Annotated in this window: 24 protein-coding genes; 17 read left to right on the forward strand and 7 right to left on the reverse strand. The window is 60.3% G+C overall.

Features of this window, described 5'->3' with window-relative positions:
• Positions 1 to 24 precede the first annotated feature (24 nt).
• Entirely contained in the window at positions 25 to 366 is a 342-nt protein-coding gene (locus ABNT42_RS06640; protein WP_348695644.1) for a hypothetical protein, read from the forward strand.
• A gap of 54 nt (positions 367 to 420) precedes the next feature.
• Here the strand turns inward: ABNT42_RS06640 and hslO are convergent, their stop codons facing one another.
• Both hslO and ABNT42_RS06650 read right to left on the reverse strand, forming a co-directional pair.
• Entirely contained in the window at positions 421 to 1365 is a 945-nt protein-coding gene (gene hslO, locus ABNT42_RS06645; RefSeq protein WP_348695647.1) for an Hsp33 family molecular chaperone HslO, read from the reverse strand.
• Positions 1362 to 1892: a gamma carbonic anhydrase family protein gene (locus tag ABNT42_RS06650; RefSeq protein ID WP_348695649.1), complete on the reverse strand. Its 531-nt coding sequence runs from the start codon at positions 1890 to 1892 to the stop codon at positions 1362 to 1364. Before ABNT42_RS06650 ends, hslO begins: the two co-directional genes overlap by 4 nt.
• A gap of 185 nt (positions 1893 to 2077) precedes the next feature.
• Here ABNT42_RS06650 and ABNT42_RS06655 point away from each other — a divergent pair, with 185 nt between their 5' ends.
• The 9 genes from ABNT42_RS06655 to bamC all read left to right on the forward strand — a co-directional run bounded on the left by ABNT42_RS06655 (position 2078) and on the right by bamC (position 10322).
• Positions 2078 to 2962 (forward strand): alpha/beta hydrolase, encoded by an 885-nt coding sequence (locus ABNT42_RS06655; protein ID WP_348695652.1) that lies wholly within the window; start codon positions 2078 to 2080, stop codon positions 2960 to 2962.
• An 86-nt stretch (positions 2963 to 3048) separates the two neighbouring features.
• Positions 3049 to 3882 (forward strand): 3',5'-nucleoside bisphosphate phosphatase, encoded by an 834-nt coding sequence (locus tag ABNT42_RS06660; RefSeq protein WP_348696104.1) that lies wholly within the window; start codon positions 3049 to 3051, stop codon positions 3880 to 3882.
• A gap of 94 nt (positions 3883 to 3976) precedes the next feature.
• Positions 3977 to 4861 carry a protease HtpX gene (gene htpX / locus ABNT42_RS06665; RefSeq protein WP_348695654.1) on the forward strand — a complete coding sequence of 295 codons (885 nt, stop codon included), beginning with the start codon at positions 3977 to 3979 and terminating at the stop codon, positions 4859 to 4861.
• 33 nt (positions 4862 to 4894) lie between these two features.
• Entirely contained in the window at positions 4895 to 5518 is a 624-nt protein-coding gene (locus tag ABNT42_RS06670; protein WP_155433354.1) for an L-threonylcarbamoyladenylate synthase, read from the forward strand.
• 149 nt (positions 5519 to 5667) lie between these two features.
• Positions 5668 to 6345, forward strand: a complete 678-nt coding sequence (locus tag ABNT42_RS06675) for a site-2 protease family protein (RefSeq protein WP_348695658.1) — start codon at positions 5668 to 5670, stop codon at positions 6343 to 6345.
• Positions 6346 to 6352: 7 nt separating this feature from the next.
• Positions 6353 to 7555 carry a tryptophan--tRNA ligase gene (locus ABNT42_RS06680; protein ID WP_348695661.1) on the forward strand — a complete coding sequence of 401 codons (1203 nt, stop codon included), beginning with the start codon at positions 6353 to 6355 and terminating at the stop codon, positions 7553 to 7555.
• Positions 7552 to 8109: a methyltransferase domain-containing protein gene (locus tag ABNT42_RS06685; RefSeq protein WP_348695663.1), complete on the forward strand. Its 558-nt coding sequence runs from the start codon at positions 7552 to 7554 to the stop codon at positions 8107 to 8109. Before ABNT42_RS06680 ends, ABNT42_RS06685 begins: the two co-directional genes overlap by 4 nt.
• An 84-nt stretch (positions 8110 to 8193) precedes the next feature.
• Entirely contained in the window at positions 8194 to 9069 is an 876-nt protein-coding gene (gene dapA / locus ABNT42_RS06690; RefSeq protein WP_348695665.1) for a 4-hydroxy-tetrahydrodipicolinate synthase, read from the forward strand.
• 140 nt (positions 9070 to 9209) lie between these two features.
• Complete coding sequence (gene bamC, locus ABNT42_RS06695) at positions 9210 to 10322, forward strand: outer membrane protein assembly factor BamC (RefSeq protein WP_348696105.1); 1113 nt, start codon at positions 9210 to 9212, stop codon at positions 10320 to 10322.
• Positions 10323 to 10470: 148 nt separating this feature from the next.
• On the opposite strand, the gene ABNT42_RS06700 is transcribed toward bamC, so the two are convergent.
• From ABNT42_RS06700 to ABNT42_RS06710, 3 genes are all read right to left on the reverse strand, one after another.
• Entirely contained in the window at positions 10471 to 10707 is a 237-nt protein-coding gene (locus tag ABNT42_RS06700; RefSeq protein WP_155433359.1) for a hypothetical protein, read from the reverse strand.
• 294 nt (positions 10708 to 11001) lie between these two features.
• The gene (locus tag ABNT42_RS06705; RefSeq protein ID WP_348695669.1) at positions 11002 to 11478 is read right to left on the reverse strand and encodes a hypothetical protein; all 477 of its coding nucleotides are present in this window, start codon (positions 11476 to 11478) and stop codon (positions 11002 to 11004) included.
• A gap of 9 nt (positions 11479 to 11487) precedes the next feature.
• Positions 11488 to 12609 (reverse strand): cupin domain-containing protein, encoded by a 1122-nt coding sequence (locus tag ABNT42_RS06710; RefSeq protein WP_348695671.1) that lies wholly within the window; start codon positions 12607 to 12609, stop codon positions 11488 to 11490.
• Positions 12610 to 12707: 98 nt separating this feature from the next.
• On the opposite strand from ABNT42_RS06710, the gene ABNT42_RS06715 reads away from it, so the two are divergent.
• Positions 12708 to 13250, forward strand: coding sequence for a peptidylprolyl isomerase (locus ABNT42_RS06715; RefSeq protein WP_348695673.1), 543 nt, complete (start codon positions 12708 to 12710; stop codon positions 13248 to 13250).
• Positions 13251 to 13325: 75 nt separating this feature from the next.
• Here ABNT42_RS06715 and ABNT42_RS06720 read toward each other — a convergent pair whose 3' ends face one another.
• Positions 13326 to 14246, reverse strand: a complete 921-nt coding sequence (locus ABNT42_RS06720) for a hypothetical protein (RefSeq protein ID WP_348695675.1) — start codon at positions 14244 to 14246, stop codon at positions 13326 to 13328.
• 44 nt (positions 14247 to 14290) lie between these two features.
• A complete protein-coding gene (mutS, locus tag ABNT42_RS06725; protein WP_348695676.1) occupies positions 14291 to 16927 on the reverse strand; it encodes a DNA mismatch repair protein MutS in 2637 nt (878 codons plus the stop codon).
• A gap of 176 nt (positions 16928 to 17103) precedes the next feature.
• On the opposite strand from mutS, the gene ABNT42_RS06730 reads away from it, so the two are divergent.
• The 6 genes from ABNT42_RS06730 (at position 17104) to ABNT42_RS06755 (ending at position 20654) form a co-directional block, all read left to right on the forward strand.
• Positions 17104 to 17559, forward strand: a complete 456-nt coding sequence (locus ABNT42_RS06730) for a VOC family protein (RefSeq protein ID WP_348695679.1) — start codon at positions 17104 to 17106, stop codon at positions 17557 to 17559.
• 134 nt (positions 17560 to 17693) lie between these two features.
• Positions 17694 to 17894: a hypothetical protein gene (locus ABNT42_RS06735; protein ID WP_348695681.1), complete on the forward strand. Its 201-nt coding sequence runs from the start codon at positions 17694 to 17696 to the stop codon at positions 17892 to 17894.
• Positions 17895 to 18031: 137 nt separating this feature from the next.
• Positions 18032 to 18442: a KGG domain-containing protein gene (locus ABNT42_RS06740; protein WP_348695683.1), complete on the forward strand. Its 411-nt coding sequence runs from the start codon at positions 18032 to 18034 to the stop codon at positions 18440 to 18442.
• A 177-nt stretch (positions 18443 to 18619) separates the two neighbouring features.
• Positions 18620 to 19267, forward strand: a complete 648-nt coding sequence (locus ABNT42_RS06745; RefSeq protein ID WP_348695685.1) for a PepSY-associated TM helix domain-containing protein — start codon at positions 18620 to 18622, stop codon at positions 19265 to 19267.
• Positions 19268 to 19295: 28 nt separating this feature from the next.
• Entirely contained in the window at positions 19296 to 19811 is a 516-nt protein-coding gene (locus ABNT42_RS06750; protein ID WP_348695689.1) for a DUF2271 domain-containing protein, read from the forward strand.
• Between the two features lie 9 nt (positions 19812 to 19820).
• Positions 19821 to 20654, forward strand: coding sequence for a DUF4198 domain-containing protein (locus ABNT42_RS06755; RefSeq protein ID WP_348695692.1), 834 nt, complete (start codon positions 19821 to 19823; stop codon positions 20652 to 20654).
• Positions 20655 to 20658 lie beyond the last annotated feature (4 nt).

The following is a 20658-nucleotide window of genomic DNA, read 5'->3' on the forward strand; positions in this document are numbered from 1 at the left end:
AGGAACGTACGGAAAGGGAGCGGGATGGGAACTCACAAACGCCACTGGCGTGGTCTGTGCGGCTTGCTGGCATTAGCAGCGCTGGCTGGCTGCACCACGGTGAATCAGGGCGCGTTCAGCAACTACGTGGCGCAGACGGTGCAGCCGGGTATGACGCTGGAAGAAGCGCTGGTGCGTATGCGGGCGGAAGGCTTTGCCTGCAATGCCAGCACGGGTGGCAGTGTGACCGTGTGTACGCGGCCACTGGAGCGCATGCTGCGCACGGATTGCGTCGAGCGGGTGGATCTGGTGCGCAGCGTGAACGCGGTCAAGCTGGTGGGCAAGGTGGATGTGCTGGAGACGCGCTGCGCCAAATTGTGGAACTAGTGGCGCGCCACGAACGGGCGCGCCGGTGATGCTTATAAGGATGACTACTGATGCTTAGTGCTTGGCCTCGCTGCCGGGCAGCAGCGCTTCGCTAGGCGTGATGAACAGCTGGGCGCAATCGACGGCATCATAGGCGTAGTGCTGGCCGCAGAAATCGCAGTTGATCGCGACCTGACCCTGTTCGGCCAGCACGCTTTCCACTTCTTCGCGACCCAGCATCTGCAGCATGTTGCCGACTTTTTCGCGGCTGCAGCTGCAGTGGAAGCTTGGGTGCACAGGGTCGAATACGCGGATCGTCTCTTCCCAGAACAGGCGTTGCATCAGCACCTCGATGGTGGTGTTCAGCAGTTCTTCCTGCTTCAGGGTGGAACCCAGTATCACGGCGCGATTCCAGGTTTCCAGTGCTTCGTCGGCCGTGATAGGCGCGGCTTCGGCCGTACCGCCATGCAGCGGCAGCTTTTGCAGCAGCAGGCCGCGCGAGCTTTGCTCGTCCGCTGCCAGCCACAGCTTGGTGTCCAGCTGTTCCGAACGCAGCATATAGTTTTCAATCACGGTGGCCACGTCGCCGCCGTCCAGTGGCACGATGCCCTGATACGGCTGCTGGCCCGGCAGCTTGTCGGCCGGATCCAGCGTGATGATGAAGCGGCCCTTGCCATGTGCATGCAGCAGATCGGTCAGGGTAGCGTCGTCGCCAATCACGGCATCCGGTGCCAGCTTGGCGGTGGCGCGCAGACGCAGTTCGGCATCGCATTCAACTACCAGCAGGCGCACTGGGCCATCGCCATGAATCTGCATGATGATGGAGCCGTTGAATTTCAGATTGGCGGATAGCAGCGCCGCCGCCGCCACCATTTCGCCCAGCAGTTTGCGTACGGGAGCAGGGTAGTGCTGGCGCGTCTGCACTTCGCGCCACGTGGCGGAAATGTCGATCAGCTCGCCACGTACGGCAGCGTTCTCGAAGATGAATTTTTGCAGGGTATCCTGACCGGTGTTGCTCATGGTGTTCCTATCTTTTTCAGTTGCGACTTGAATAGCTGGCCGCGTTGTACATAGTTTTCTGCGTTGGCGCGCATGTTCGCGGCATCCTGTTCCGTCAGCGTGCGCACGGCCTTGGCGGGCGAACCGATGATCAGGCTATTGTCAGGGAATTCCTTGCCTTCCGTGACCAGCGCACCGGCACCGACCAGACAGCCTTTACCGATCTTGGCACCGTTCAGTATCACCGCCTGTATGCCGATCAGGGCGCCATCGCCGATGGTGCAACCGTGCAGCATGGCCTGATGGCCGATGGTGACGTTTTCGCCTACCGTCAGCGGGTAGCCCATGTCCGTGTGCATCACCGTGCCTTCCTGCACATTGCTGCCGGCACCGATGGTGATGCGCTCGTTATCGCCGCGGATGGTGGCGCCGAACCACACCGAGGTGTTGGCATGCAGAGTGACCTTGCCGATCACGGTGGCGGTATCTGCAACAAATGACGATGCATCGATCTCGGGCGCGTGTTCGCCCAGTTGATATATAGACATTGGAAACCTTTGGGGTTGCGGGTACGGAAGGACGCTGACTGCGTGCAGGCGCGCCAGAATGTCGCTATTTTACGCTTGTGCAGCTATCGAACGGTCGTGCTATTATTTTGCAGCGCCGCCTGCAAGCTGTTTTTTCCTGCTTACGGGGGGATATTGCGCCAATTTACGTCTTTTCAAGGACTGCCATGACTTATACGCCTTCCCGATCCGAATTTCTGACCATACGCGGCCTGCGTAGCCACGTGCGGCACTGGGGCCGCGAGGGCGCGCCCAAGCTGTTCATGCTGCATGGCTGGATGGATGTGGGCGCCTCTTTCCAGTTCGTGGTGGATGCCTTGCAGGGCGACTGGCATGTGATCGCGCCGGACTGGCGCGGCTTCGGCCTGTCCCAGCGCAGCGGTAGCGATACCTACTGGTTCCCTGATTATCTGGCCGATCTGGACGCCATACTCGACCATTACGCGCCGGATCAGGCCATCAACCTGCTCGGACATAGCATGGGCGGTAATGTGGTCAGCCTGTACGCAGGCGCGCGTCCCGCACGGATACGCAAGCTGATCAATCTGGAAGGTGGCGGCCTCAAATCGAGCAAGCCGGAGCAGACACCGCGCCGCTATGCTGCATGGCTCGATGGCCTGCATACGCCGCCGGCACTGCGTACCTACGCCAGCGAGGCCGAGGTGGCGGCGCGCCTGCAGAAGACCAATCCCCGTCTAAGCAACGAACGCGCCGCGTTTCTGGCGCAGCACTGGTCGGCACAGACCACGCCGGGGCGCTGGGAAGTGCTGGGTGATCCGGCGCACAAGCAGCATGGCCCATTGCCATATCACTCGGAAGATGTGCTGGCCTGCTGGAGCGCCATCACGGCGCCCGTACTATGGGTAGAAGCGGCGCAGACCGATATGTGGAGCTGGATGGGCGGCGAAGCCGAGGGACGCACGGAACTGGATTTCCGTCTGGGGCATTTGCGCGCGGTTGAGCGTCATATCCTGCCTGATGCGGGGCATATGCTGCACCATGACCAACCGGAAGCGCTGGCCCGTCTGATCGAGCAATTCCTGCAGGATTAATGGCATGACGGAGGCTAAGTGAATTATGTGCAAGAGGCGTACAATGCAAGCTTCATTGCAGCGATTTATGTCTCCTTATGTCAAAAGTGTTAAAAGTCGATTTGCACTGTCATTCCAATGTTTCTGATGGCGTACTGGCACCCGCTGCCGTCGCGCAGACGGCGCGCACCGCCGGTGTCGATGTGTGGGCGCTGACCGACCATGATGAAGTCGATGGCGTGGCCGAAGCCCGTGCCGCAGCGCAGGCGCTGGGCATGCAGTTCGTAAGCGGGGTGGAAATTTCCATCACGTGGGCCAAGGAAACGGTGCACATCGTCGGCCTGCAGATTGATGAAACCCATGCGGGGCTGTGTGCTGGCCTTGCTGCAACGCGTGCCGGCCGCGACAACCGCGGCCGCCAGATTGCGGCAGAACTGGCCAAGGTAGGCATTGCCGGTGCCTATGAAGGGGCGCTGAAGTTTGTCGGCAATCCCGATCTGATGTCGCGCACCCACTTTGCCCGCTATCTGGTGGAGCAGGGCGTGTGCGCCAGCATCCCCGACGTGTTCAAGAAATATCTGTCGGAAGGCAAGCCGGGCTATGTGCCGCACCGCTGGGCCACGCTGGAAGATGCCGTGGGCTGGATTCGTGCGGCGGGCGGCATTGCCGTGATTGCCCATCCAGGCCGGTATAAATTCAACGACATGGCGCAGGGCGTGCTGTTCGACGAGTTCAAGCAACTGGGCGGCACGGCCATCGAGGTGGTGACGGGCAGCCATACGCCGGATCAGTATCCCGAATATGCGGAACTGGCCCGACGCTACGGTTTTCTCGCTTCGCGCGGCACGGATTTCCATGCACCGGGCGAAGCGCGGGTGGATTTTGCCCTGCTGCCACCGCTACCGTCGGGCGTTACACCGGTCTGGCATGACTGGTTCTAAATGTCGCGCCACCACTTGAAATCCAGCCGGACTGGTCATATCTATCGGGCGCGCCTGATTCCTTAATTCCTTGATCCCCTTGGGAGACTTCGCAATGAAACGTATCGTCCTGTTTATTCTGACCAATCTGGCCGTGATGCTGGTGCTCTCCATCGTGCTATCGCTGCTGGGTATTGGCCGTCCCGGCAGTGGCAATACGCTGCAACTGGGCAGCCTGCTGGCGTTTTCGCTGGTGGTGGGCTTTACTGGTGCCATCTTCTCTCTGTTGATCAGCAAACCCATGGCCAAATGGTCGACGGGTGCCCGGGTGATTACCTCGCCCGCCAATTCGACCGAACTGTGGCTGGTGAATACCGTGGCCACGCTGGCCCAGCGCGCCGGCATTGCCACGCCGGAAGTGGCGGTGTACGACGGTGAGCCGAATGCTTTCGCCACGGGCGCTTTCAAGAATTCGGCACTGGTGGCCGTCTCCACGGGCCTGCTGGAAAGCATGAACCGCGATGAGGTGGAAGCCGTGCTGGGCCACGAAGTGGCGCACATCGCCAATGGCGATATGGTGACCATGGCCCTGATTCAAGGTGTGGTGAATACCTTCGTGGTATTCCTCGCGCGCGTGGTGGGCTTCTTTGTCGACAAGATGCTGCTGAAGAACGACGATAGCGAACGTCGTGGTCCCGGCATCGGCTACACCATCACCGTATTTGTGTGCGAAATCATCTTTGGTCTGGCGGCATCGCTGATCGTGGCGTGGTTTTCGCGTCAGCGCGAATTCCGTGCCGATGCCGGTTCGGCCCGTCTGCTGGGTAGTACTGTGCCCATGCAGCATGCGCTGGCACGCCTGAACGGCATGACGCCCGGTGAATTGCCGCAATCGATCGCGGCGGCCGGTATCAGCAATGTGGCAGGCTGGAGCGAGCTGTTTTCCACCCATCCACCGTTCGAACAGCGTATTGCCGCCTTGCGTAGCGTACAATCTTAAGCTTACGTCACAGCGGCCACAGCCAGCGCAATCATGAGTCAGTTTTTTCAGGTTCACCCCGTTAATCCGCAGCCGCGTCTGATCAAGCAGGCGGCGCAGATCGTGCACGATGGCGGCATCGTCGCCGTGCCGACGGATTCCTGCTACGCGCTGGTGTGCCATCTCGATGACAAGGCGGCAGTGGAGCGGCTGCGCCGTATCCGCGGCGTGGATGAAAAACACCACCTGACGCTGCTGTGCCGCGACCTCAGTGAAATCGGTGTGTATGCGCGGGTCGATAATCAGCAGTTCCGTCTGCTCAAGGCGGCCACGCCGGGGCCGTTCACCTTCATACTCGAAGCCACCAAGTGCGTGCCGCGCCGGCTCAGCCATCCATCCCGTAAGACCATCGGTTTGCGGGTGCCGGAAGATGCCATCGTGCATGCTTTGCTGGAAGTGCTGCAACAGCCCTTGCTGGGCACGACGCTGATCATGCCGGGCGAGACGGAAGCGCTCAATGACGCCGACGCCATCGTCGAACGGCTGGGCAAGCTGGTTGATCTGGTGATAGACGGCGGCGCCTGCAGCATGGAACCCACCACGGTGATCGATCTGACGGGGCCGCAGGCCGAACTGGTGCGGCAGGGCCGCGGCGATGCGTCGATGTTCGGTCTGTGACGCCGCAATCGTCTAATTTGGGCTGCATGGACTAAGAACTAAGCAAGAACTAAGCTGGCACTGGCATGGTCTGGTAATTAACTGGGTATCTGTGCCGGCCCCTGACGGTACTGCTTGGGCTGAGTCCGCCCTCTGGTAGAATCCCCCTCATGAACGAAACTGACAGTCTTATTCAAACCATCACGGTGTATCTGATCCCCGTGCTGTTTGCCATTTCCCTGCACGAAGCGGCGCACGGCTACGTGGCGCGCTATTTCGGCGACCCTACTGCCGCCAACGAGGGCCGCCTGAGTCTCAATCCGCTGCGCCATATCCACCCGTTCGGCACCATTATCCTGCCCCTGATCCTGAGCCTGCTGCATCTGCCTGCCCTGGGCTATGCCAAGCCGGTGCCGGTGGACTATGGCCGCCTGCGCAATCCGAAAAAGCAGATGGCCTTCGTGGCGGCAGCCGGTCCGGCGGCCAACTTTGCCATGGGGCTGGGCTGGATGACGCTGTGGGTGCTGCTGACCTATCTGCTGGGTTTCCCGCAGGATGACTTCTTCATTGAAATGAGCAAGGCCGGTATCGGTGTCAACTCGGCCATGTGCGTATTCAACCTGATCCCGTTGCCGCCGCTCGATGGTGGCCGTATCGTCACTGGCATGCTGCCGCTGCCTATGGCGCGTAAATATGCCCAAATTGAACGTTATGGCATGTATGTGTTCATCGCCTTGATTCTGATGATGCAGTTTGGCCTGCTGACCGATTTCCTCGTCGGCGGCATGCATCTTCTGCAGAGTATCTTCCACATGCTGCTGTTCCCGCTGATTTTCTTACTTCGCTGAGCCCTCTATGTACCCCGATCGTGTAGTTTCCGGCATGCGCCCCACTGGTTCCATGCATTTGGGCCACTATCACGGCGCTTTGAAAAACTGGATCAAGATGCAGTCCGAACTGCCTTGCCTGTTCTTCGTCGCCGACTGGCATGCCCTGACCACGCACTACGATGACCCTAGCGTGATCGAACGCAGCACCTGGGATATGCTGATCGACTGGCTGGCGGCCGGCATCGATCCGTCGCAGGCCACGCTGTTCATTCAGTCGCGTGTGCCTGAACATGCTGAACTGCACTTGCTGCTGTCCATGGCCACGCCGCTGGGCTGGCTCGAACGGGTGCCCACTTACAAGGATCAGATCGAGAATCTGGCCAACAAAGATCTGGCAACGTACGGCTTCCTCGGCTATCCGCTGCTGCAGGCGGCCGATGTGCTGATCTACCGCGCAAGTCAGGTACCGGTGGGCGAAGATCAGGTGCCGCACATTGAAATGATGCGCGAAATTGCCCGTCGTTTTAACCATATGTACGGCAAAGAGAAGGGTTTTGAGGAAAAAGCGCAGGAAGCGGTGAAAAAGCTGGGTAGCAAACGCGCCAAGCTGTACAACGAACTGCGTACCGAATACCAGCAGGAGGGTAAGGAAGAGGCGCTGGAACAGGCCAAGGCCATGCTGGACGATGCGCAAAGCCTGTCCATGGGCGACCGCGAACGGCTGTTCGGCTATCTGGAAGGCAGCCGCAAGCTGATTCTCGTCGAGCCGCAAGCACGCCTGACGGCCGCCTCGCGCCTGCCCGGGCTGGATGGCCGCAAAATGTCCAAGAGTTATGGCAACTCGATTGCTCTGCGCGAAGATAAAGCCTCGGTGGAAAAGAAAATCCGCACCATGCCGACCGATCCGGCGCGCGTGCGCCGTACCGACGTAGGCGATCCGGCCCGTTGCCCGGTCTGGCAGTTCCATCAGGTGTATTCCGATACGCCGACGCAGGAATGGGTGGTAAAAGGATGTAAATCTGCCGGTATCGGCTGCATTGAGTGCAAACAGCCCGTGATTGATGCGATCATCAAGGAACAGGAGCCGATGCACGAGCGCGCCCAGCAGTATCTGGACGACCCGTCGCTGGTACGTGCCATCGTGGCCGACGGTAACGATGCAGCGCGCAAACTGGCGCTGGAAACCATGCGCGATGTGCGCGAAGCCATGGGACTGGCCTATACATGAGCCATAGCAGCGACCTGATCTCGCCATGGGTGCAGCGCTATGCGCCGCTGATACCGAGCGGCGCCGTGCTGGATCTGGCTTGCGGCCATGGCCGTCATGCGCGTCATCTGGCCGCGCTGGGGCATGCTGTGGTTGCCGTAGACCGCGATCCGGCAGCGCTGGCGGCCGCGGCAGGCGATGGCATTACCACCACCGAAATCGATCTGGAAGAGGCGGGGGCGCCATGGCCGTTCGGTCCCCAGCGCTTCGCCGGCATCGTGGTGACCAATTACCTGCACCGGCCGCTGATGCCGGCCATGCTGGAGAGTCTGGCGCCGAATGGCGTGCTGATCTACGAGACGTTTGCCGTTGGTAATGAACAGTTCGGCAAACCTAGCAATCCCGCGTTTCTGTTACAGTCGGGCGAGTTGCTGGGCTGGGCGCAGCGCCATGGTTTGCAGGTTGTTGCCTATGAAGAAGGTGTGATCGACACGCCAAAAGCTGCTATGGTGCAACGACTCTGCGCTGTGCAACCCGAATTCCCCCGTATGGCGGCTTTATTGCCACCATTTTGACGGTTGATTTGTCGCCGCGAATGCACCACGGCAGCGACCTATCGACTACAATCGTTGTTTTAATTCTTTACGCAGTGGTTACCTATGATTAAGGGCAGCATCGTAGCAATCGTCACCCCGATGCACGCAGACGGAAGTCTGGATTTCGAGGGTTTGAATCAGCTGATCGACTGGCACATCGCCGAAGGTACGGACAGCATCGTTATCGCCGGTACGACCGGTGAATCGGCCACCGTCAGTGTGGAAGAGCACTGCGCGCTGATCAAGGCCACTGTGACCCACGCGCGCGGCCGTATTCCTATCATCGCCGGCGCGGGTGCCAACTCGACGGCCGAAGCGATCAAGCTGACCCGCTATGCCAAGGAAGCTGGCGCGGATGCTACTCTGCAAGTAGTGCCTTACTACAACCGTCCTACCCAGGAAGGCATGTACCAGCACTTCAAGGCCATCGCCGAAGCGGTCGACCTGCCGGTGATACTGTACAACGTGCCGGGCCGTACCGTGGCCGACATGAGCAACGAAACCATCCTGCGTCTGGCAGAAATCCCTAACATCGTCGGCGTAAAAGATGCGACCGGCAATATCGGCCGCGGCTACGATCTGCTGCGTCTGGCGCCGAAATCGTTCGCCGTGTACTCCGGTGATGATCCGACCGCCATGGCTCTGATGCTCGCTGGCGGCGCCGGTAATATTTCTGTGACCGCCAATGTGGCCCCGCGCGGCATGGCAGAAATGTGCAAGGCCGCCATCGCCGGCGATATCGCCAAGGCGCTGGAATGGAATAACAAACTGTTCCCGCTGCACCAGAAGCTGTTCATCGAGCCGAATCCCGTGCCGGTGAAATGGGCGCTGGCGGAAATGGGCAAAATGCCTGCTGGCATACGTCTGCCGCTGGTACCGCTGGCGCAGGATTGCCACGCTGCCGTACGTGCAGCGCTGAAAGAATCCGGCGTACTGTAATTTATATCGCCACCTTAGCCCCGACGACGGTTCGGATCGTTTTTGATTTGCTGCTATTCAGCTTTTTAAATAGTTACCACATGACTAATCGCAAGACTGTTTCTATTTCCTCGCAACGCGCTGTGCTGGTGGGCGCCTTGATGGCTAGCCTGACCGGTTGCGGCATGATTGGTTCCGTGGTCGGTACGGACAAGGTGGACTACAAGTCCGCCAAAAAGGCTAGCACGCTGGATGTGCCGCCAGATCTGACCCAATTGCAGAAAGATAACCGCTATTCGCTGCCGGATTCGAACAATGGCATCGCCACCGCGTCGGGTTACAACGCTTCGCGCGGCAATGGCGCCAATACGGCCGCTATCGTGCCGGGCACGCCAGCGGCCGGTACGGTGGCTGTTTCCGGACTGGGCGATATCAAGGTGGAACGCAATGGTAACCAGCGCTGGCTGGTGGTCAAGCAGACGCCAGAGCAGCTGTGGCCGCAACTCAAGCAGTTCTGGGAAGATTCGGGCTTTGTACTGGCCAAGGAAATGCCGACTGCCGGCCTGATGGAAACCGACTGGAACGAGAACCGTGCCAAGATTCCACAGGACTTCATCCGCAATACGCTGGGCAAAGTGTTCGATTCGCTGTATTCGAGCGGCGAGCGGGATAAATTCCGCACCCGTATCGAACGTCGCGCCGATGGCAGCAGCGAGATCTACATCAGCCACCGCAGCGCCAAAGAAGTGGTCACTGGCCCGCAGAACGAAACCACCTCGTGGACGTCGGGTGCCAATGATCCCGGTCTGGAAGCCGAATTCCTGGCCCGTCTGATGACCAAGCTGGGCAATGTGAGCGAAGTGGCAGTAGCCCGTACGACGGTTGAAAATGCCACTGCACAGGTGCAGCACGCTGTGCTGGTGGGCAGTGCTGCCGACCGCGCTGTACAGGTGGATGAGGGCTTTGATCGCGCATGGCGCCGTGTCGGTCTGGCACTGGACCGTGCCGGCTTTACGGTGGAAGACCGTGACCGTACCCAAGGTACTTACTTCGTGCGCTATGTGGATGATAACGGCGAAAGCAAAGGCTTCTTCTCCAAGCTGTTCAGCTGGGGTTCGTCGGAAGCAGACAAGGAAGCGCAGCGTTATCGCATTCTGGTGAAGGCCGGTGCAGGCAACACCAGCGTGGTAACCGTGGCGAACAATGCGGGTAAGGCCGATAGCGGCCCGGTAGCCGAGAAGATTCTGACGCTGCTGCATGAACAGCTGAAGTAATATTGCTAGCGCCGGTATTCTCCGGCCTAATAAAAAACCGGCATATTAATATGCCGGTTTTTTTATTTTAAACAGCGCTAATAACAGCGGTTTAAAAGTGACAGACGAAAAAAAACCGGCCCGCAGGCCGGTTTTTTTATCGAGCTGATTACTTCGAAGCAGCTGGAGCAGCAGCGGCTGGAGCAGCAGCAGCGTCCGAAGCGGCTGGAGCAGCAGCTGGAGCAGCAGCAGCGTCCGAAGCAGCAGGAGCAGCAGCTGGAGCAGCGGCTGGAGCAGCAGCTTCAGGAGCAGCTACTGGAGCTGGAGCAGCAGGAGCTTCTTCTTTTTTCGAGCAAGCAGCCAGAGCAACAGCCAGCAGGGAAACGATCAGCAGGGACTTTTTCATGGGTTTTCCTTAGTTAATTCAAATTAAACACAATGTTGCGATTAATAATTACCGGTAATTATCGCTCTATTTTAGGTCGTCTTCGAAGGCTTTCGTACCTAGTAAGGTGCCTACCAGACAACGGAAACTTCCTAACGAAATATTATAGCGATTTTTACTGCGTCGCAATAGGACGAACGGACGTTTCGGTCAATTATTTGCGTTACCGTAACATTGCAAATGATGACCTAAAGCCCAGTGTCGCCATCTTGCGCGGAATTGGCATCGAACTGCCTTATTCTACAGGGAAAATGCTCAAATTTCGCTTGCGCCGGCTAGCAGTCCTGCTGCTGAATCTAACCAAATTGTAATGAAGCGATCGTGATAGATTTTCACTTCGGACCCGTCATTCACACTGTATTCGCCGCGAAAATGATCGGAATGGAAACGCCGCACCAGATGGCTCTGGTCGGCAAGGCAGAACGAGTCAGTTAATTGGCGCAGTGCGGGATGGGTGCGTCGCAGGGCGACGCGATGCTGGTAAGCCTGGATCAGGCGCAGGAAACGCGGTGCGGTGCGCTCCAGTGGCTGGCCCTGATGGGCCACTAGCTGGAGCTGGCCACCGCCGTGCAGGAAGCGGCGCAGCGCTGCATCCATGCTGCTATTGCCTAGCTCCCAGCAGGCGAAGTCGGGATCGAACAGGCAAAGCGTGTGCTGTGCAGCGCCTATGCAACTGGACAGATGCTGCTGGAAGGCACTGCGCGTGTCGAACGGGGTATGCAGTGCCTCCATTTTGCCTCCTTACAGCAGTTCGATCCAGCCGTCCTGATACCAGGTGTACAGGGCTTCCAGCACGTCGTCCGAGGCAGCGCTGAAAGCGGCGCCATCGAGGCGGCGTTCATTGGCCAGCAGTTCCAGCGTGACACGGTCGGCCTTGCCGACGCCGAAGGATTCGCCATTGATGAACACGTGTTTGCCGCGATACAGCATCTGCGTCTTACGTGACAGCTTCAAACCCTTCTGGCTGGCTTTGTCGCTGAACTTGCCGAACGTGAGCGGCTTGGCCGGACCCGTGAAGAAGACATTGTGCTTGGGTTCGGACATGTATTCGCCCAGGAAGATGGTGATGTCTTCGTCGGTGAAGCGCACTTTGCTGATTTCTTCGATCAGGGTGTCCAGCATAGGGCGAGGGATCTCGGCCGGCTTGTTTTGCGGTTTCAGGTCCGGATCGCTGTAGCGGCCCGGCAGGTCGATCGAATCGGCCATGAACTGCAGGAAGGCTTCGCCCAGTTCCTGATAGCAGGGCTGGCGGAAACCGATGGAATAGGTCTGGCAGTCGCCGATGGCGATACCGTCGTGCGCCCAGTGCGGCGGCAGGTACAGCATATCGCCCGGATTGAGCACCAGATCTTCGTCCGGTACGAAGTTCGCCAGTATCTTCAGCGGCAGGCCTTCCACCAGCGTCAGATCTTTCTGCGCGCCGATGCGCCAGCGGCGCTGACCCTGCGCCTGCAGCAGGAATACGTCGTAGGAATCGAAGTGGGGGCCGACACCGCCGCCATCGGTGGCGAAACTGACCATCAGGTCGTCCAGACGGGCATCGGGAATGAAACGGAATTGACGTAACAGCGCATCGGCCTTGTCATCGAACAGGTTGACGCCCTGTACCAGAACCGTCCATTCCTTCTGGCTCATCGGCGGCAGCGCTTCGAGCGGGCCATGCTGCAGGTTCCAGTTGCCGTCCACATTCGTCACCAGACGCGATTCGGCATGGTTGGTAGCAGCCAGTTTACCCAGTGCTTCCACGCTGAGCAGCGGCTTGAAGCCGGGCACGGCGTTACGGATCAGCAGAGGTTTCTTGTGCCAGTATTCGCGCAGGAACTGCGCAGGCGTGATGTCGCCAAGGAGAGGTAATTTTTTCATACGGCATTATACCCATGCGCCGCGCGGAACGGCTGTTATGGGGAGTGGCGGCGGTGAGACAGGGTATAATCACGGGGTTAATTAAGAAAGGAATTCCCATGAAGATTGCCAAGAATACGGTCGTAACTGTGAACTACAAACTGACCGATGCCCAGGACAACCTGATCGAAGATGGCAGTCAGCCTATGGTCTACCTGCACGGCGGCTATGAAAACACCCTGCCGAAGATCGAAGAAGAACTTGATGGCAAGGATGTGGGCTATAGCTCCATCATCCAGATCGAGCCGGAAGATGCGTTCGGCGACTACGACGCGGCACTGGTGAAAGTGGAAGAGCGCAACCGTCTGCCAGAGCCACTGGAAGTGGGCATGCAGTTCGAAGGTATGCCGGATAGCGATGAAGATGCAGAACCGATGATCTTCACCGTGACCGATATCGCCGATGACAAAGTGGTGCTGGATGGTAATCACCCGCTGGCCGGTATTGCTCTGCGTTTCAGCCTGTCGGTGGTGGATGTGCGCGCTGCTTCGGATGAAGAAATCGCCCACGGCCACGTGCACGGTGCGCACGGCCATCACCACGATGACGACGACGAAGCCGGTGAAGAAGGCGATCACGTCGCCATCCACCCGATCCACTAATTGTTGTAGAGAGGGCGCCTGGCTGCAGGTGCCTGCAGCCAGCCAGATCAGATGGACTTGATCTGGCTGTGTTCTTTATGGCGTTACATCGGCGCTGCTAGCGCGCACGTTGAACAGCGTCGTATTTGCCGCGCTGACGCCGATTTCGGTCCACGCCGTGGCCAGACTCAGATATCCCACATTGCCACGCCAGTTGATGACGGTTTCGCCGCCATTGCTGCCTTGCGCATCGATCAGCAAGACCTGCCCCTTGAATTTTTCTGCCAGCGTATGGATCTGGCGGCGCGGTTCGGCAAAGCCATCCTGCTTGTTGCGGAAGCTCGGAAGCAGCGACAGCAGACCCGCTTCCGGCGCTGTTACGGCGCCATCGGAAAACAGCACCAGCCCCTGCAGCTTCTGCCGCTGCGCCAGTGAGAACAGCCGGTTCAGCCACGCGCGATTGGCCACCAGCCGGTCTTCATACTCGCTGTTGCGGCCCGCTTCGGCGCGGTAGTGGTTGTTATTCGCGGGCAGATTAATGGTGGCGAACAGCACTTTGCCCACCTGCCAGTGGGCGTTCTCCGCGTAGCTGCGGAACTTGGCCGTGCCGGACTGGCGCGTCAGCGTCAGGTGGCGCTGGCCCAGTGATTCGGCATCGCCGTAAAACAGTTCACGCACGCGGTTCAGGCGTTCGATGGCGGCCGAGCGGCCGGCCGAATTCTGGCAGGCGCTCCAGTCGCTACCGGCCAGTGACAGCACCAGCGGCACGCTGCTGTCGTTGAACAGGGCGCGGCGCTGGGCATACAGATGGTCGCTACACGGTTCGCTGCTGGACTTGATGCCTGTGGCCACGATGAAGGCTGGCGCCTGCTGGCTGGCGCTGGCGATGGCCTGCCGCAGCGGTGCTTCGTCGGCGCCGCTTTTGAAGCTGTGGCCGATCACGCTGAACTGGAAAGGCGAAGCCGGATTGGCGCTGGCCGTGAACGACGGCAGCGCCAGCGCGAGTGCGCTCAGCATCGCCACTGCGGCTTGCTGCGCGCGCGCCGGGCACCGCCGCCGCTTCATGCCTGCACCGCTGCCGACAGGCGTTTGAGCTGGTACAGCTGCTCCAGTGCTTCGCGCGGGGTGAGGGCATCCGGATCGATGGCGTCTACAGCTTCCAGCAGCGCCTGTGCCGCCGGATCGGCAGCTGCCGGTGCTACTTCCTCGTCGTCGGCATCGTTGACGGGGGCGGCAAACAGATCCAGTTGCGGTGTGGCGTCCAGCGCCTGCGCCTCGAGTCGCGCCAGATGCTTGCGCGCGGCCTTGATGACGGGCTGCGGCACACCGGCCAGCTGGGCCACCTGCAGACCGTAGCTCTGGGAAGCGGGGCCTTCCTGCACGGCGTGCAGGAACACGATGCTGTCCTTGTGCTCGACGGCCGACAGGTGCACATTGGCGGCCGAGGGATGGCTTTCCGGCAGCTGGGTCAGTTCGAAGTAGTGGGTGGCGAACAGCGAGAAGCTGCGGCTGGTATCGATCAGGTGACGGGCAATCGCCCATGCCAGTGCCAGACCGTCGAAGGTCGAGGTGCCACGGCCCACTTCATCCATCAGCACCAGTGACTGCGCTGTGGCGCCGTTCAGAATCGCCGCCGATTCCGTCATCTCCACCATGAAGGTGGAACGGCCGCCAGCCAGATCGTCGGTGGCGCCGATACGGGTGAAGATGCGGTCGATCGGGCCGATGGTGGCGCTGGTGGCAGGCACGTAGCTGCCCACATAGGCCAGCAGGGTAATCAGCGCGACCTGCCGCATGAAGGTGGATTTACCACCCATGTTGGGGCCCGTGATCAGCAGCAGACGGCGTTCGTCGCTGAAGCGGCAATCGTTGGCGATGAAGCGCTCGATCTGGTTTTCTACGACCGGATGGCGCCCTTCGATGATGTTCAGGCACGGTGTGTCCACCAGTTGCGGGGCGCACCAGTTGTGGCGCAGCGCATGGGTGGTGAGCGCGTTGAGGGTATCGATCTGCGCCAGCGCACGGGCGATGCTCTGCAACGTGCCGATGAACGGTGCCAGTTCGGCCAGCAGCTGGTCGTACAGCATCTTCTCGCGTGCCAGTGCGCGGTCCTGCGCCGACAGGGCCTTGTCTTCAAATGCCTTGAGTTCGGGCGTGATGTAGCGTTCGGCGTTTTTCAGGGTCTGGCGGCGGCGGTAGTCGTCCGGCACCTTGGTGGTCTGGCCGTGGGTGACTTCGATGTAGAAGCCGTGCACCTTGTTGTACTCGACGCGCAGGTTGGCGATGCCGGTACGGGCCCGTTCGCGCGTCTCCAGATCGATCAGGAACTGGCCGGCGTTTTCCGACAGCGCGCGCAGTTCATCCAGCTCGGCATCATAGCCGCGTGCAAACACGCCGCCATCGCGCACCATGGCGGCCGGCTCTTCGGCGATAGCGCGTTGCAGCAGATCGAGGCAGGCCTCTGGCGTGGCCAGATCGGCATCGATGGCGGCCAGCAGGCCGTGGCGATCGCTGAGCGCGCGCCGCATGCTGTGACGCAGATCCGGCAGTTGCTTGACGCCGTCGCGCAGGCTGGCCAGATCGCGTGGGCGTGCCGACAGCAGGGCGATGCGGGTGGTGATGCGTTCGATGTCCGGCACCTGTGCCAGTGTGTGTGCCAGTGCGCCCGTGACATCCGCTTGCGCCAGCGCGGCGATGGCTTGCTGACGGGCGCGGGCGATGGCCTGATCGCGCCGTGCATGGTGCAGCCAGTGGCGCAGCAGGCGCGAACCCATGGCCGTGCGGCAGTGGTCGAGCAGCGAGAACAGGGTGGGCGATTCCTGACCGCGGATGGTTTCCGTCAGTTCCAGATTGCGCCGCGTGGCGGCGTCGAGGCCGATGAATTCGTTTTCCGTTTCCGTCGTCAGACTGCGCACGTGCTGCAGGCCGCGGCCCTGGGTAGATTGAGCATAGCGCAGCAGTGCACCGGCTGCGCCCAGCGCGGCACCGAGGCCGTCGGCACCGAATGCCGTCAGGGTGGCGACGCCTAGCTGGTCGAGCAGCGCTTTCTGGCCACTGACGATATCGAAGTGCCAGTCCGGCACGCGATTGACGTGGCAGGGCAGTTCGTTTTCGAACAGGTCGGCGCTATCGCCGCGCAGCACTTCGGCTGGTGCGATACGTTCCAGTTCCTGCTGCATGCGGGTGGCCACGGTGTGGCTATCGCCGGAGAATTCCATCAGGCGCAGCGCGCCGCTGGCCAGTGATAGCCATGCCAGACCGGCCGTGGCGACCTTGCGCTGGCTGACGATGCACATGGCCAGCAGCGGGCGTTCGGCTTTTTCCGGCAGCAGGTCGGCGTCGGTCAGCGTACCCGGTGTAACCACCCGCATCACCTTGCGTTCTACCGGCCCCTTGCTGGTGGCCGGATCGCCGATCTGTTCGCAGATGGCGCAGGATTCGCCGATCTTGACCAGTTTGGCCAGATAGCCTTCCAGCGAATGGAACGGCACACCGCACATCTTGATGGGCTGGCCGCCGGAAGTGCCGCGCGCCGTCAGTGTGATGCCCAGTATGCGCGCGGCTTTTTCTGCGTCGGCATGGAACAGTTCGTAGAAGTCGCCCATGCGATAGAACACCAGCATATCCGGATATTGCGCTTTGATGCTCAGGTACTGCTGCATCATCGGGGTGACTTTTTCGGTTGGTTTAACGCTCATCGGGCCTAATCTATTCGCTTGTTATGGGGGCTTGCGGGAGCGAGGATTATACGGGAAAGCGGCCCTAGCGTCCCCGCTTGCTGTGGCCTGCTAGGGCGCAAACAGCATTTCAAACGTGCTGCCGCTGCGCCGGTGTAAAGTAGCGCTTCCCACCCACTGTGTTCGAGGAGATAGCCATGGATCAGCCGAAATTGCATAGTGTGACGCCCCATCTGGTGTGCGAGGGCGCCGCCGCTGCACTGGAGTTTTACTGCAAGGCCTTCGACGCGCGCGAAATCATGCGTCTGCCGGGTAAGGAAGGGCGGCTGATGCACGCCTCGATACAGATCGGCGATTCCGTCGTGATGCTGGCCGATGACTTTCCCGAGTATGGTGGGCTAGGCCCCAAGGCGCTCAAAGGTAGTCCCGTAACGCTGCACTTGAACGTGGCCGATGTGGATGCCGCTTATGCACAGGCGCTGGCCGCCGGTGCGCAGTCGCGCATGGCGCCAGCCGATATGTTCTGGGGCGACCGCTACGCGCAGGTGACGGACCCGTTCGGCCACTACTGGTCGCTGGCCACGCATATCCGAGATGTCACGCCGGAGGAAATGCAGGCTGCCATGCAGCAGGCCATGCCGCCATGTGAATAATCAGCGTCGCGCCGACCGGCCCTACGTTTGTTCCTACCCCGCCATTCAGCGTGTTCCGATAGCCAGCGCGCGCCACGCGCGCTAGGCTGGTGTAGCAGGCGCAGTCGCGCCTGAGCCTAGCGTCAGGAGCACACATGCCAGCACGTAAGCCGAAGCTCGTCACCGTCCCGCCACTGTCCCCTTTGCCCCCTGTGCCGCCGGCTTTGCGTTCCTGCCAGACTTTACCCGCGATGCTGGAGCCGCTGCTGCGGGTGGGGAAAGAGAGGGTGATCTTTTCGGCCCAGCAGGATGAATGCTGGGCCTTTCTGCCTGCACTGATCGAACCCGACAGCTAGCGCGGGAATACTCCTACAGGTAGCTCTGGTCGAGTCCTATTCTGTGTGCTGTGGCCCTGAACTACGATGACTGCACCTGTGTCGCAAGCAGGGTCTGGCAACACAACCGGCAGTACACCGTTTTCAAGGAGATCATCATGGCAAGCTCGAATCAGAACAATGAGTCCAGTAGCAAGCAGAGCGACAACAAATCCACTAGTCAGCAGAGCGATACCAGCAAGCGCGGTTTCGCTTCTATGGACCCGGAACAGCAGCGCGAAATCGCTGCCGAAGGGGGCCGTGCCGCGCACGAGAAGGGGACGGCACATGAATTCACGTCGGAAGAAGCGCGCCGTGCTGGCAGCATGAGCCACAAGAATGATGGCCGCAGCAGCCAGAGCACTTCGGGCGGCTCGTCGCAAAGCGGCAGCGGCGGCAGCCGTAGCAGCAGCGATGACGATACGGGGCGTAGTAACAAGGGCGGGTCTGGTGGCGGCTCGACCGGCAGTTCCTCCTCGGGTAGCTCATCCGGGGGCTCATCGGGTGGTCGCTCGGGCAGCAAGACCTGACGCCTGATTTAACGTAAGCACAGCAACCCTGACGGTGATGCCGTCAGGGTTTTTTTTCGTCCAGCGTCGGGGCTGGGGGCTTGCCGGGGCATTGCAATGGTAAAGTTTTAGCCAGATGTGGTTTGACATTGCAAATGATAATCATTATCATTTGATGCGTAATCAGGAGAACCGAGATTGACCGTATCCACCGTAGCCCCCCAACGTAACGCCAGCCGTGCCTTCTGGCTGAAACATCTGCACCAGTGGCACTGGATCAGTTCCGCACTGTGTCTGCTGGCAATGTTTTTGTTCAGTATTACCGGCATTACCCTGAATCACGCCAGCCAGATCGAAGCCAAGCCAGCCATCCAGCGCCAGCAAGCCAGTCTGCCCGCACCGCTGTTAGATCAATTACGCAGCGAAGCCGCGCAGCACGACGGTGCCAAACAGCCATTACCGGCCAGTGCCGAACAATGGCTGCGCGCGACGTGGAAAGTGCAGGCCGGTGGCCGTGCGGCGGAATGGGCCGTCGACGAAATTTATCTGGCGCTGCCCAAAGCGGGCGGCGATGCGTGGGTGCGCTTTGCGCTGGAAGACGGCAATGCCGAATTCGAGAATACCGACCGTGGCTGGATTTCGTGGCTCAATGATGTGCACAAGGGCCGCAACACGGGGCCGGTGTGGAACTGGTTTATCGATCTATTTGCTGTGGCCTGTCTGGTGTTCTGCGTGACGGGGCTGCTGATTTTGAAATTCCATGCCGCCCATCGTCCTGCCGTCTGGCCTGTGGTGGGGCTGGGTGTCCTGATTCCTTTGCTAATCGCTTTGCTGTTTATTCACTAATCTGTTCCATCCTTTATACGGGTTATCCATGAAATTAAAGTATTCCATCGCGCTGGGCCTGCCGCTGGCCAGTGCTTCGGCCATGGGCGCCGATCTGGCGCTCAAACTGGAACTGCCACAGCTGAATGTGGCCGAATACCACCGTCCCTATCTGGCGGCCTGGCTGGAAAATTCTGACCAGAAAGTGGTGGCCAATCTGAGCGTGCTGTATGACACCCGCAAAAAAGACAATGCCGGTACCAAGTGGGTCAAGGATCTGCGCCAGTGGTGGCGCAAGGCGGGGCGCGAAGTGGAGCTGCCGCTGGACGGCGTCTCCGGTGCCACCCGCGCGCCGGGCGAACACACGCTGACTTTCCCGGCTGCCAAAGCCACGCTGGATAAGCTGCCGGCCGGCCAGTACACGCTGGTGGTGGAAGCTGCCCGCGAAGCCGGTGGCCGCGAGGCCGTCAAGGTGCCACTGCAATGGCCGCCGAAAAATGCGCAGAACCTGAGCGCACAGGGCAAGGAAGAACTGGGCGCTGTCGTGGTACAACTGAAACCGTAAGGACACATCATGCTGAAATTGAAAACTTCGCTACTGACCATGGCCGCACTGGGCCTGTCGCTCGTGGCGCTGCAGGCGCAGGCGCACAAACCGTGGCTGCTGCCATCGTCCACCGTGGTGGAAGGCAAGGAGCCGTGGGTGACGGTGGATGCCGCGATTTCCGAAGGCCTGTTCGATATCGATCATCAGCCGCTCAAGCTTGATGGCATCGTCGTCACGGCACCGGATGGCAGCACGCCGGCACTACAGAACATCGGTAGCGGCAAGCTGCGCAACACCTTCGATGTGAAGCTGGCCAAGCCCGGCACCTATCGCATTGCGCTGGTGTCGCAGGGGGTGATGGGGAGCTACAAGGATGCGGCCGGCGAAATGAAACGCTTCCGCGGCACCGAAGCGACGCTGGCGCAAGATGTGCCGGCCGGTGCCAGCGATGTCAAACTGACCCGCTCGCACAGCCGGCTGGAAACCTATGTCAGCGCCGGTACGCCCGACATGGCCGTGTTCAAGCCTACCGGTGTAGGTCTGGAAATGGTGCCCGTCACCCACCCCAACGATCTGCGTAGCGGCGAGAAAGCCACCTGGCGTTTCCTGCTGGATGGCAAACCGGCGGCACAACAGGGTGTCAGCCTGATACCGGGCGGTGTGCGCTATCGCGGTACGCTGGGCGAGATCCGCAAAACCACCGATGCCAATGGCGAAGTGAGCTTCGAGCTGCCGGCTGCCGGCATGTATCTGCTCAGTACGACTTGGCCAGCGGCGGCAGCGCCCGTGCCCGGTCAACCGCCGGTGATGCCGGCCCGTCGTGCCAGCTACGCTGCCACGCTGGAAATTTTGCCTCAGTAAGGCC

It is taken from the genome of Duganella fentianensis, assembly GCF_964031615.1.
Lineage (GTDB): Bacteria > Pseudomonadota > Gammaproteobacteria > Burkholderiales > Burkholderiaceae_D > Rugamonas > Rugamonas fentianensis_A.